General features: G+C 34.4%; 11 protein-coding genes and 1 tRNA gene. All 12 read right to left on the bottom strand.

Translation table 11 applies throughout. The annotated features are described in order from the left end of the window. Positions 1-130: 130 nt before the first annotated feature. Positions 131-964 (bottom strand): hypothetical protein, encoded by an 834-nt coding sequence (locus tag F5ESL0261_RS08395; protein ID WP_122052881.1) that lies wholly within the window; start codon positions 962-964, stop codon positions 131-133. A 265-nt stretch (positions 965-1,229) separates the two neighbouring features. Continuing rightward, a tRNA-Thr gene (locus F5ESL0261_RS08400) sits at positions 1,230-1,302 on the bottom strand. A 63-nt stretch (positions 1,303-1,365) separates the two neighbouring features. After that, complete coding sequence (locus tag F5ESL0261_RS08405; protein WP_122052931.1) at positions 1,366-1,668, bottom strand: heavy metal-binding domain-containing protein; 303 nt, start codon at positions 1,666-1,668, stop codon at positions 1,366-1,368. A gap of 88 nt (positions 1,669-1,756) precedes the next feature. Then, entirely contained in the window at positions 1,757-2,152 is a 396-nt protein-coding gene (locus tag F5ESL0261_RS08410) for an NUDIX domain-containing protein (protein ID WP_122052882.1), read from the bottom strand. A 112-nt stretch (positions 2,153-2,264) separates the two neighbouring features. Beyond that, positions 2,265-3,530 (bottom strand): tyrosine--tRNA ligase, encoded by a 1,266-nt coding sequence (gene tyrS / locus F5ESL0261_RS08415; protein WP_122052883.1) that lies wholly within the window; start codon positions 3,528-3,530, stop codon positions 2,265-2,267. 270 nt (positions 3,531-3,800) lie between these two features. After that, positions 3,801-6,773, bottom strand: a complete 2,973-nt coding sequence (locus F5ESL0261_RS08420; protein ID WP_122052884.1) for an alkaline phosphatase family protein — start codon at positions 6,771-6,773, stop codon at positions 3,801-3,803. Positions 6,774-6,808: 35 nt separating this feature from the next. Beyond that, entirely contained in the window at positions 6,809-7,429 is a 621-nt protein-coding gene (locus F5ESL0261_RS08425; protein ID WP_122052932.1) for a glycerol-3-phosphate acyltransferase, read from the bottom strand. Beyond that, a complete protein-coding gene (locus F5ESL0261_RS08430) occupies positions 7,429-8,550 on the bottom strand; it encodes an LCP family protein (protein WP_109586722.1) in 1,122 nt (373 codons plus the stop codon). Before F5ESL0261_RS08430 ends, F5ESL0261_RS08425 begins: the two co-directional genes overlap by 1 nt. A 103-nt stretch (positions 8,551-8,653) precedes the next feature. After that, on the bottom strand, positions 8,654-9,220 hold the full coding sequence (locus F5ESL0261_RS08435; RefSeq protein ID WP_122052885.1) for an aldose epimerase: 567 nt from the start codon (positions 9,218-9,220) through the stop codon (positions 8,654-8,656). 345 nt (positions 9,221-9,565) lie between these two features. Further along, a complete protein-coding gene (locus F5ESL0261_RS08440) occupies positions 9,566-9,853 on the bottom strand; it encodes a type II toxin-antitoxin system HicB family antitoxin (RefSeq protein WP_045928599.1) in 288 nt (95 codons plus the stop codon). A 185-nt stretch (positions 9,854-10,038) separates the two neighbouring features. Then, entirely contained in the window at positions 10,039-11,472 is a 1,434-nt protein-coding gene (locus F5ESL0261_RS08445) for an MFS transporter (protein WP_122052886.1), read from the bottom strand. A 145-nt stretch (positions 11,473-11,617) separates the two neighbouring features. Next, complete coding sequence (locus F5ESL0261_RS08450) at positions 11,618-13,720, bottom strand: transcription antiterminator (protein ID WP_109586725.1); 2,103 nt, start codon at positions 13,718-13,720, stop codon at positions 11,618-11,620. Between the last annotated feature and the right edge of the window lie 44 nt (positions 13,721-13,764).

Below are 13,764 nucleotides of genomic sequence, written 5' to 3' on the forward strand. Positions count from 1 at the left end.
AAAAAAACAGACTATTAACTTTAGTAATTTATACTACTAGTTTAATAGTCTATCTCTTTTTTTTAATTTGACCAAATTTATTTCATAACGAGCTAACAATACTGTTAAATTAATTCTCTTTTAACTCGTATTAAATATTTAGTTTTTTATGAGCAGGCTTGAATTTATGGCTCTTAGTAATTGTGCCAATGTGATCATATTTAACTGTTGCGCGTTTAAATTGACTCAAATCTTTGGTTTTAATATAACTAACAATCAATTCACCATTTGCGACATAGTTATAAAGGGGGTAATAGTTTTCATAAGTATTTGTGCCATCAACTCTGAATTTAATCGGTGTACGCCCAATCCAAAAGCCTTTGTGTTTTCCTTTAGTTTGACCATCTTGCTTCAAGGAAACAGTAAATGTGGCATCTTCCTTATTACTATAAATAATATTTTCTTTAGTTAATGTCTTACCATATTGATGATCAGTTTCACTATAACCATTATAAGCATTGGCTAAAGACCCATTGTAATCGTGAACTACGGCATGTCCTTTTTTAAGTTGGTATCCGTAAGGCACCTGACAATATGCTGCTGGAATTATATATTTCGTTTTACCATCTTTTTCTTTAATATTGCTAATGAAATAACGAGTACCATTAATTGTTCCAGCACCTATAAAAATATCCCAATCATCAACTCCAGGATCGGATCTAGTTTCCAATAGTTTATGTGACGTTAAATGCCGATATGCTTGGACATTATCACCCGGGACAAAGCTGGCGTACCATTTCCTCTTTTTAATGTAATGAGCACCAGGCTTTTTAGAAAGCTTCTGCAACTTGTTATAATCCTTTGTCGTGGCAACTGGCAGAGATTTTGCCAAAATAGGCTGAGCGCTTACACCTAATGAAGCAGAACCGATAGTTAACATCGCTCCTGCAATTAACATTTTCTTAAATAATTTAACTTTCTTCATAGCAAATAAACTTCCTTACTTTAATATACATGTCAATAATTTTTCCTATTATAAATTTCACGTCTTATACTATTAGTTATATAATTAGCGCGTAATTTAGGCAACATAAAATTATAAGATTATTGATTTATTTCAACTTATTTAAGACAAAGTTTTATACATAAAGTGGTTTATAAATGTTATCATAGCAGCTTTAAAAGCTGCTTTATGTTTTTGCATCACATACGAATAGAAACATTAGCCATAATTATTTGCCAAAAAAATAAGCCACTTCCCAGATTTGAACTGAGGACCTCCTCCTTACCACGGCGGTGCTCTACCTTCTGAGCTAAAGTGGCAAATCAACAATAATAAAAAAGCATCCATCTCTTATAGAGCGAATACTTCAAATAATACTATATCTATTCGTTGTCTGCAATAAATCTCACAGCGGTACCGTAAGCAACCACTGACTGCATGTCGCCACTGATTGAACTAGAGTCAAAACGCATCATTACAATTGCGTCTGCACCCTTATCCTCTGCAGCTTGACTGCGTGAATCTTCAAGCATTTTGGTATAACTGTGAATTTCACCACCAACTACAGATTTTAATCCTGCACCAAAATTTTTAACAAAATTTTTGGACTGAGTCGTTAAACCAAACACTTCACCAATAATTTCATATTTTCTACCAGGTATATTTTCGGTAGTAGTTACTAACATTTCTCTGTCAGCCATTTTTACTCTCCTATCTGAGCATTCAGATAAATATTTCACTAACATAATAGTATGAAATTACAGAATTTTTTTGTCAAATCAGAGTTACTATTTTGGCAGCAATTTCAGGAGGCATTAAATTAATCTTTGGCAGCTCTTTAACGGCCACCCATTCTGGTTGATAAACATTATTGCTGCTCGACCGCTCTCTTTCTTCACCACTGATTTTAGGAGCAACAATATATGGAATTTTAGCATAATAGAATTCCTCATACTCTTTTTCTTCATATTTAAAAAAATGTATCAGATCAGTTGGTCTTAGCTGAATATTTAACTCTTCCTCAATTTCTCTGATTGCAGTTTCAACTGGAGTTTCATGTCCTTTAGCTCCACCACCAGGTATTACCCAGTAGTTACGACCATTTTTAAATCTGTGGATTAATAAAACAGCCTTATTTTCTTTATTATAAAGTATTACGCGTGCACGCATTTTTATCCTCCTCTTTAAATTCAGAACAGAAATTAAAGTGCTTTTTATTATACACTTTATAATTCACAACTAAAAACAGTCTATTGCCATCTTTGCAACAGACTGTTTTAGACTAATCTTTAATTGTAACTAAAGTATATTTTCTTTTACCTTTACGAATAATGACATATTTGCCGTCAAAAGCCTTAGAAGGTTCAACTTCAAAGTCGACTGACTGCTGGCGGTCACCATTCACATAAATTGCTCCGTTGGTAACATCTTCTCGAGCCTGGCGCTTAGAGGGTTCGATTTTGGTGTCAACCAAGAAGTCTACAATATTTTTGTTCTGAGATGTTGATTCGGCTGCAGGTGCACTCTTTAAGCCCTGCTTAATCTGCTTAACTGAAAGACTTTTAATATCTCCAGAAAACAAAGCATCTGTAATCATTTCTGCTTCTGCTAAGCCTGCTTCTCCGTGAACAAATTTTGTTACTTCTCTAGCTAATGTCTTTTGCGCTGTCCGCTTCCACGGTTCAGCTTTTACTTGCTCCGCCAGATCATCAATTTCTTCATGACTAAGGAAAGTAAAGTACTTCAAGTACTTAACAACGTCACGATCATCCTGATTAATCCAGAATTGGTAAAATTCGTAAGGACTGGTCTTTTCTGGGTCAAGCCAAACCGCACCACCAGCTGATTTACCAAATTTAGTACCATCGGCTTTTAGCATTAATGGAATAGTCAAACCAAAAGCTTGTCTGTCTGACCCCATTAATTTATGGATCAAATCAATTCCTGCTGTGATATTGCCCCATTGATCGCTACCACCAATTTGCATTTGAACACCATAATTTTTATTTAACTGGTAGAAATCAATGGCCTGTAAAATCTGGTAAGAAAACTCGGTAAATGAAATACCATTTTCCAGGCGGCTGGCAACTACGTCTTTATTGATCATATTATTAACTTGGAAGTGCTTGCCGTATTCACGCAAGAATTCAATTAAACTTAATTTATCAAGCCACTCTGCGTTGTTAACAATTTGAAAGTTATCAGTTCCAAACAATTTTTCCATTTGACTTGTAAGAGCAAGTTCATTTTCGTGTAATTTTTCTGCACTAAGGAGTACTCTCTCTGACTTACGTCCAGAGGGGTCACCAATTGTTCCTGTGCCGCCACCTATAACGATCACAGGGTGATATCCAGCCAGTTGAAATCTTTTTAAAATCATGAAGGGAATAAGATGTCCAATGTGCAGCGAATCACCAGTAGGATCAGTGCCGCAATAAAGGGCTAAGTCATCGTGGTCTTGTAAATATTTGGTCAGTCCTGCTTCATCAGTCTGCTGGTTAATCGCTCCACGCCATTTTAAGTCTGCTAAAATATCAAAGTTTGCCATCTTTTTTCCTCCAATAAAAAATCCCTAGATTCGTTTAAGAATCTAGGGACGACTAAATACTTTTTCAGCCGTGGTACCACCCACGTTCGCACTTCAATGACAAGTGCCTTAATTATGGTCTTTATGGGAACCACCCAACTCGTATTTCGCTACGCTTGACCTGTCTAGCTCACACTAACCGCTAGTTCTCTGAACGCTGAATCAAGCTGCTACTTAAATTTGTTATAAATGATAATACTCATTTTTTCTTAATAAGTCAATATAATTTTATTACTTATAAAAGCCTTTAATCTTAAGACCATAGGCCTTCCCAGCTGTCATGTCATATTGAATAGCCTCATAATCGGCTAAAACTTCCTGCTGCTTCTTGGTCAAGTATTTCGGTTCTATTACTTGTCCTTGCCTTCCAATTAACTCGAAGCCTTTATCACCTTTAAAGTTAATAGTAATTGCGGGTAATCTTTTATGAACTTCTGTTAACAGAGCCTGGTAAGGAGTAACTTTCGAATCTGTCTGCTCCAGCATCATTGCAATAAAATCACTTGAGCTGACGAAATTATTAGCCTTACGTGGCAATCTCTTTTTAGCGCCATGTTGCCGTGCATACTTATTCGAATAGATAAAGTAGCGCGTCGAGTGCATTTGTACCGGGTATTTAGCAGTATAACTTTGAGAAAGGATGCTTGGATAGTGATCACCGTAAAAGACCAAAGTAATTGGCTTTTTAATTTTATCAATCTGCTCGATAAACTGCTTGACTGCCTTGTCAGTATATTGCGTACCCTTTACGTAGGTAGCCATTTGATCACGTACCGCTGGAGATTTGAATAATTCTCCAGAAATCTTGCCCATATATTCGTTATTTGGATACCAATTATTATATGGCATGTGATTTTGAATTGAAATCAAGTTGATAAACTGTCCGCCATCGCGGGAATTGATTTCTTTTAGACCATTAGCATAGGTAGTAAAGTCAGAGTTATAACCACTCTTACCCAATTTCTTCTGGTCAATAACCTTATATTTCGAACCAACATAGATAAACTTATCAAATTTAAACCTATGATAATCTTCCTGTCTTGAGTAATAAGTACCAATAAATGGGTGGACAGCAGATTTATAATCGAAGTTCATCCCTATTGTTGGGTAAAAATCATAGTTTGGAACCACTTGAACATATGGGGTCAAGGTGGATTTAAACATTCCCATGTTTAAACCAGTTAAAGTTTCCCATTCCATGTTGGCTGTTCCACCACCATAACCAGCACTGAGCATGTTGCCGTATGTTGAACGTGACTTCATTGACTGAATAAACTTAACTGGATTTGGAACATCACGGTCAAGCCTAAATGTAGGGAAAGTGCTTGGATCAACAAAACTTTCACTCAAATTAAAGACAATAGTTTGATCTTTAAGAGTATTTTTGCGTTTCTTATTTATCCTAGCAGCAACTTTTTCATATTTATTATTTAACTGCTTGATACTTGTTTCTGAATATCCCTCAGGCTGATCCATAATTTGCAAATCAATATAATTCAAGAAATTAAGTACAGGACCATTTACCTGAATATCACGTTCGGGATTACGGAACCTTTGTTTATTATCAAAACCGCGATTGATATGATAGATAACTCCGCCGTCATGGTTAAAACGCAATGGTGTTACAAATAATAATAAGCTTAAAAGTGCCCAAATACCACGTCTCTTCCATGATCCACGCTTTTTAACAGGGAATTTCATCTCTAAGAAAATGTCGAGAGCAATAACTACAACGAGTGCAACTAAAATCACAATGACAGTAGTCTTACCGATCATTGGTATTAATGTTTTCCAATTAACAATTTCACTAAGTTCAGTTGGATAAATTGGCTCTCCACGTAAAATCAGCTTAATCTTATTAGCAACAGCCCAGCCGATCGCAATCAAACTGACTAAAATGTTTGAAGTCCAGTATCGTGTAGTTACAAAATAAAAGACGGAGAACAACGCATCAAGAAAGATAGTTGTCAAAATCATGGCAAAGAATTTAGTGCCTAGAAGATAAACTATCGCATTAATTGTAGAAGCTGTACTTATTTGAATTCGTAAATTATCAGATTCAATTAGGAAAGAACCAAAACTTAGAATGTAGAACCAGGCCCAAGTAAGCAAATTTACTCTATTAGTAACTATAAACTTGGTAAAGATTGCCCATACTTTTTCACATATCTTAGCTAAATTAGGTTCGTTATCTAAATAATTAATTATTTTTGCGAACGGATTGATTTGGAACAAATAGCGGTCAAGTAACTGATACCAAACAATCACAATTAATAGCATAATAACAAGCATAATCAACTTGTTAACTATTGAGGAGTCAGTGAACTGAAATGCTCTCATAAACCTCGGAGAAATGGGTGCATCCATGATCATGATTACCGGGATAAAATAGCGCATTTGCTTTTTATTAAAAGTCATAATAACTTTTTTGAATAATAAGAAAACCGCTACTACCAGTAAAAACATGAACGGAGATGAAGGATTGTTTAAGAACTCCCTGTTCCAGTCACCACCCCCGTTGCCAGAAATAATTTGTGACCAGTAAACAGCATCGAACCCAGAAACACCGATTATCACAATGAAGAAAGAAAGAAAACCGCTAATTAAAGATAAAGTTAACAATTTTTTGCCAATGTGGATATTAGCTAAAAACATGCCCCAGGCAAAAAATAAAACCAAGTAAAGACCATATAGCGAATATTGAAATGACAGGTTGCCGGCACTTAGGGCAAAGCCGAGTAGAGTTAATAAACTCAACACCAGGAGATTTTGCTTAACTGTCAATTTATGCAAAAAGTCATACAAATGTGGTTGAATCAACAAACAGAAAATCAAACCAGAAAACAAAACAGATGTACTGGTAATGATCGGAAACAACATGCCCCATACACGCCACATATTAAAGCGGGCAGGAACTATAAAGAAAAATAAAATGTAATAGACAATCAAAGTCACGCTGGCTAACAACCAGTATTTAAAACTTTCGCTAACACTTTGTTTTTTCTTACTATAAACAGCACCAAATATCATGGGAATAAGCATTAAAGTCGCATTATGCAACATATTTGGCATAAAACGGACAAATGAAAAATGTGCTCTGGCAGCAATTCCCTTCAAGTTGAACATTTGGATCAGCATGAACAGAGTTGCTACCAGAAGACAGATTATCTGGATGGCTTTTAAAGATTTTTTATTTTTATTCATATTTCTAGTTATTTTCCTCACTAAAAATGATGCTATTAATTATCACGCTTAATACCCAACTTTTTCTTAATTGAGTATAAAACATCAACCTTTTTTCCTTTTCCGGCAAAAAAGTCACGAAGATCATATCTAAATTTATAGACCATAACCAACGTCATAATCAATAATACGATTCCGGCTTCCTGAGTTGTTAAAAATTCATATAAACTGAACAATATTATAAAAATTATTGGTGGAACCGTCAAATTTTGTAAAATTATCAACAGGAAAAAAGCAATTAACAATGTAACTGCAGCTACTGGTGTATCATATAGTGCTGCTACTATCACAGCGACCGTTACACCTTTACCACCATGGAAATGTTCCCAAAAAGGAAAACAGTGGCCTAGCATTAATCCCAAGCCTGCATATAACAAAGCAATACTGTCTGAGAAAAAACAGTGTACTATTAAAAGACAAATAAGAGTTTTTAGTATATCGCCAATACAAGTTAATATACCCCATTTTTTCCCAAACACGGCTCCGACATTTGCAGTTCCCGGATTACCTGATCCCACCTTTGTAGGATCTTTATGCAAAGCAAAACGACAAATCAACACGGCAGTGAGTAGACAACCAAACCCATATCCAATAATGATTGACCACAAGCGCATTATCAATAGTCACCTTCTTCTTGGTAACTTTGATCTTGATAATCTTCATATATGTGATATTCTTGGCTATCAGGGTTTTTAAAACTGAAGCCATCAATTTTATTACGCTTATTCTGATAAGTTTCATTATTATTTACAGGCGCTTCGGGTAAACCAAGTTCTGCTCGCAGGTAATTTGATACTCGTTGTAATTCTTTAGTAGATTGCACCTGATAAGAAGAACCATCTATTGTAGCATTGTGTCCATGAAGATAATCATTTTTTACGTTTTTAGTAGAATCACGATAATTGAAGGCAATCTGACGCAATGCATCAAAGGGTAAATTGGTTTTAAGATTTCCAGAAACTGACGATAATACTGAATCCAAGCGAGTTAAAGTATTAATTGAAACTGCCTTCTTTATAATAGTAGTAATCACTTGGCGCTGACGCTTTTGACGACCATAATCACCTTCTGGATCATCATAGCGCATTCGTGAATATGCCAAAGCACCACCGCCACCCATGTGGGTCAGCTGATTTTTCTTAAAAATATAACCACCATACTCAAAGCTCAGAGTAGGTCTGATATTAATACCGCCAACATAGCGGATGAGACGCATAATGCCCTTCATATTTACCAAAACATAATATTTAATTGGTACATTTATTAATTTGGACACGCTCGCCATCGACATGGCAGCCCCACCAACAGGATAAGCGGCATTTATTTTTTCAACCTGAAACTGGTCAGCACCAACCATTTGAGCCATAGTGTCTCGTGGAACTGACATTAAAGTGTAGCGTTTCTTTTGAGGATTAACAACGGCAATAATAATGGTGTCAGTGTTGCCTTTCTTCTCTTTACGGTCAAGCGCTCCAGTATCGCTGCCCATTAACAACACCGCAAATTTTTTCTTACCGTTGAACTCACCATTTTTAATCTGTACGCCGTTTTTAGCGTCATACGCATCGTCAACTGTATCTTTTGTACGAAAATAAATATATGCTGAATACACGCAGACCGCCAAGACTAAAAGTGCTATAAGACATGATAACCACGCCAAAATACGTCTTTTTTTATGGTAATCTTTTGCATGTAATTCAACTCGACTTTTATTCGGATGATTATCGTTGTGATCCATAACTTTTTATTTACCCAAATTTTAATTACAATGAGTACATTATAGCAAAAAAAACAAGCCATTGCCGGTTTGTCTATTTTATCTTATTAAAATCGTTAATTATTTAACTCAAGGCTAGGCTTAATCTCAGATCCTCATCACTGTCACTAGCCAGTGTAGCTGCATCATAAGCAACACTAATCTGATTGCTTTCAGCTGTTAATGTAAAATTAGGAGATGCTATGGTCAAATTACTTTTATCTTTATTTAATACGATTTCGTTAGCATTAGTATTTACTTTCCATCCTGAAAAAACTGGTATCACGAATTTCAGCGAAAACGGCATATCTTTATGAGAATTATTTTTCAGGTAAAATTTAATATCAATTCCACTTCCCTCTAGTGCGTACGTTAATATTGCTTCAAAGTGGAACGGAAACTTTTTATAACTAGAATTGTCGTCAATCAAAGCCAAACTAACACGCGAATCCCCCTTGTCTACAACTGTCCAAGGCAGAATATCTGCTAGATTTTCCTTCTGTTCGGCTCCTCTAAAAATAACTTCTAATGCTTTTTGCGTAGCAACATCTTTAAAATAATCAATTTGACTATTTTGGGCAACAAAGTTAACCACTTTAGCTCCCTTTTCAGAAACAGCAACACGCAAAACAGAACTTTCAATTGTTTGCATAATTTACTCCCAAACTTTTTCTCTTTCAAAAATAGCACTCAAATAGTGCTATTGTCAATTTGAGCTCAAAATACAAGATTTTTTGCAATGCCTTCTTTTTATTCAATCAAATTATTGAAGAAAAATTATACTTAAATTTTCAAAAAATGATATAATACTGCGCTTTTCAGATAACATTTTAATCTAAAGGTTATTTTAAAGCATTTTTACTAAAAGAAACTAAATTTATTAGCAAAATTTACTTAGATATATTATAATTAACTTGTTCCCGAAGATTATAAAAAAGTTTTTGGAACAAGTTAATAAAAAGGGCATCCCAATTGATTGGGATGCTTTTTTTGTATATTATATTTCGTAATTAATGCGATCACGCGAAGCTTCGGTAAGGTCTGCAGAAACAGGTGCAACAAATGAGCCATCATCTGGTAATTCAATATCACTAAGCTTGCTGGCCTTGGGCAATACTGACTTATTATAAAGACGACTGGCAAGGGTATCAGCGGCCATTTTCATTGACTCGCGCAAACCTTGACCTTCAGTTATTCCACCTTTAACATCAGGGAAACTAATTACATAAATATCATTTTCCAGTGGCTTAAAAACAGCTGGATACGTCACAACTTTATGGTTCATCCTAGACCTCCTCATTTTGCTCTTTACTTCTACCATAATATACCCAAATTGCCCAAAAGAAGAAATAATTATTAAAAAATTATTTTTTAAAATAAAAAAGAGTTGATTTTTATAATTGATATGACCCCCAAATTTGTCCTAATTTTAGGGGTCATATCAAATTTTCAACACTTTTTTATATTTAATTATTTATTATTTTTAAATAGTCTCCACCCACTCAGAAGAACAGTAATCATACAAATTATCATTGAAATAATAAAAACCACATGCATGCCATAAATAAAAATTTCAGGTTGTTTGGGCAGATAAGCGGTAACTCTTGCTCCCTTTGCTTTGCTCATCGCAGCAAACAATACAGTAGTAGCACTTGATATACCAATGACCATTCCAAGATTTCGAGAAAGTGAATTAATACTGCCTGCAATGCCTAAATCTTTTTGCTCGACTGAGCTCATAACTAAAGAATTATTTGGGGAACTGAATATGCCACTGCCTAACCCCATAATTGCGATACTAATTATGAATAACCACATAGATGAATCTAAACTGCATAATGTATAACCAATCTGACTGATCAGCAATAACACCAGACCAATAAAAGTAATCAATTTAGGACCGATTTTATCAGATATAGAACCAGCAACTGGGGCAGCAAAAAGTTGAACTACTGGTAGTATCATTAAAATTAAACCGGTTTTCCCTGGTGACAAGTGACGGGCATTTTCCAAATAAAAGGGAGTGACCACATTAAAGAAAAAGTTAGTTATAAAAATTAATAATGCACAAAGCAGACTAACTGAAAAATCTGGATTTTTAAATAATTTAAATTGCAATAATGGATTTACTACATGATTTTCAACGTAAACAAACCCGATAAAACTGACCAGACCCACTAGCAACATAAGTAAAACGGGTAAAGAACTAAAGCCAAGCTGCTGCCCTAAAAAGATACCTCCAAACAATGTAATCATGCCTAAAGCAAAGCTGAAAGAGCCGGCTTTATCTAAAGCAGATTTAGTAAAAGTAATATCCTTGGGCAAAAATATAGCCCCAATTATTGCAGCTATTAGGCCGACAGGAACATTTAGCCAAAAAATATAAGACCATGAAAGGTGACTTAAAATTAAGCCACCAAGTCCAGGACCTGCAATTGAACCCAGAGCAACAAAAGATCCGATTGTACCTAATGCCTTTCCTCTTTCAGTAGCCGGAAAAATTTCAGTAATGATTCCATTATTAGTAGCCATGGTCATGGCAGCACCAAAAGCCTGCAGTGCCCTGGCCAGCAATAAAAATATTAAATTAATTCTAATTCCTGATAAAAGCGAACCGGCAATAAAGAATACAGCTCCCAAGCGAAAAACCTTTATTTTGCCGTAAGTGTCACTTAATTTGCCAAAAAATAAAATAAAGCTGCAAACTACAATCAAATATAGTGAAACTACCCACTCAGATTGACTCATCGGGATATGTAAGTCTTTACTGATCACTGGCAAAGCAATATTAACAATCGTACCGTCTAGGGTTGACATAAATGTAAACAGACCCACAGCAACTAATATCCACCAGCGATTTTTTTGTACCTTTTGATTAGATTGATAGCTTAATGTTTGTGCCATTTTAATATACTCTCCATTTCGAAATTAGTTAGGTACCTTAATAGATTGAATTATACACCTTTTTTTCTATCTGCCAAGTATAAAAGCGACCACATATTTATGTAGTCGCTTTTTCTAATTAGCAGGTGAATATTATGTAATTAATCTAAATTGATAAAAGTAATTTACGAACTTCTTGTGGACTATGAGCATTTAACAAATGCTTGACATTATCCGGATTTCTAACTATATCAACTAATTGTTCTAAGGCTCTTTCGTGTTCTCTTTTTTGTCCTGGTGACAAGATAAACATACAAACGATGGTAGCTTTTTGCTGGCGAATTTGGATACTCAGAGGCTTATCCAATAAAATTAACGATAGTCCTACTTTTTTATTACTATTGCTTGGAGCAGCATGAGCTAAAAAAATGTCATTGGAAATAAGCATATATGGTCCATACTGCTTAATCAACTTAACAATCTTTCCAAAATAATCATTATCTATTATGTTGTTTTTTTCCAGTAATTGACAGCCCATTTTCAAAACTTCCTGCCAATTTAAAGTATTATTATGAATAAATTTAATTCTATCAGCAGGTAATAAATTGCCTAAAGTTGGTAAGCCAAGTTGATTGTTTTCATCAATTGTCGGTGAAATAAACTTATCAAGACTTAACCGCAAACCATTAACGTCTTTTACATCTGCATATTCGTTAATAATTGATAAAAGATTGCTTACTGTACTTTTATTATGTTCAATTTTCTGCGGAACTTTTTGACGGAAAAAATTTTCGATAACACTTTCATCATGTTTGGTTAACACTGCTTTAACTTTGATAACCGGAATTGGAAAAATCTTTTTCGGCAATATAGCAGTACTAATAATTAATTTTGCTTGATATTCATGCTTAAAAATCAGTGGCAAATCTCGAATTTCCAGTGGCAGCGAAAATTTAATTAACGGATACATTTTATTTAGTTCATGATAAAGCATTGCAGATGTACCAATTCCACTTGTGCAAACAACCAGAACTTCAGCCAGTGAAGCCCTTTTTATTTTATCCTTGTTTGATATATCTTGATATCCCTTAGTATTAACTGATCCAAAATAAAGACATATTAGTGCTACTTCTTCACTAGGTAATTTTTTTTGTAAATATTGCTCTAAAGGCGCACAGGCAATTGCAGTAAACTTAACTAGTTCTGGATATTGACGCTTAATTTCATTAACTTCATTAGAAGAAAATGGTATGTCAAATTTAACTCTAAAAAATGTAGCATATAAATGGTTACATAAAACTTTTGTAAACAATTTGTAAGAAATTTTTTGTTCTGTTAATTGCTCATAGCGAAAAATTATTTCCTGAGCTATTTGATCTAAGTCCTGGTATAAAGAATCATTTACACAGTTGACTTCAGTAGCTTGCGAACACAAAACTATTTTACTTAAAAAAACCACTTCACCTTCAGTGATTTTTTTACTTGTAAGAAGGTAGAGCAGATATTTACAGTTAGCTAAAACATTAGTTGTATTGTTAGCTATCCAATTGTAATCAGCTATAGTTTTAACATAACGATCATTTTTAATCCTTGAATAAATAAATACCAAAAGATAAGCCAGTTGTTGAACAGAATTTTCAGAAAAATTCATTTGGAGATTTTGCTGAATATCCTCAACTAGCTCTCTAGATTTAGCTACCGGAAAATTCAAGTGTTCTATATACTTATAAACCAATTTATTATGCTGCATCAATAATTTATAAATTGTGATGCGAATAGCTGATTCATTGCAATTTATTTTATGTCCTAAGTGTGAACTAACAATTTTTAACCTTGGGAAACATTTATTAACTGCTTTAAAATCCTTAATAATTGTATTACGAGAACAATTGAATTTTTGTGCCAATTTGTTAATTGAAAGATATTTATTCTGATCTATCAGCAATAAAACAATTGCAGTACGACGATCTATAGCATCTAAAGGTACTCCTAATTCATGAGTTGACGTTAAGTTACCCATATTTGAACCAGCTATTATACTTTTTTTGGTCTTATCGGTTATTTTATATCCGTATCGAGGCACGTTGATTACTTCATCAAGTTGATTCTGCTTTAGCGTATTATTGATAGTTTTTAACCAATTAAAAGCCGTCCGCCGAGAGATATTAAATGTTTCCAGAATTTCTTTTAAACTCACAAAATCTGGCGCTTGAAGTAAGTATTTAAAAAGTCTGCTGGCTGGTGTCATGGCATAATTACTTGTTGCCATGTTAATCACCCTTTAAATTTAGTAACATAGCAATTCACCGTAAA

The organism is Lactobacillus sp. ESL0261 (genome assembly GCF_003693025.1).
Taxonomy (GTDB): Bacteria; Bacillota; Bacilli; order Lactobacillales; family Lactobacillaceae; genus Lactobacillus; species Lactobacillus kullabergensis.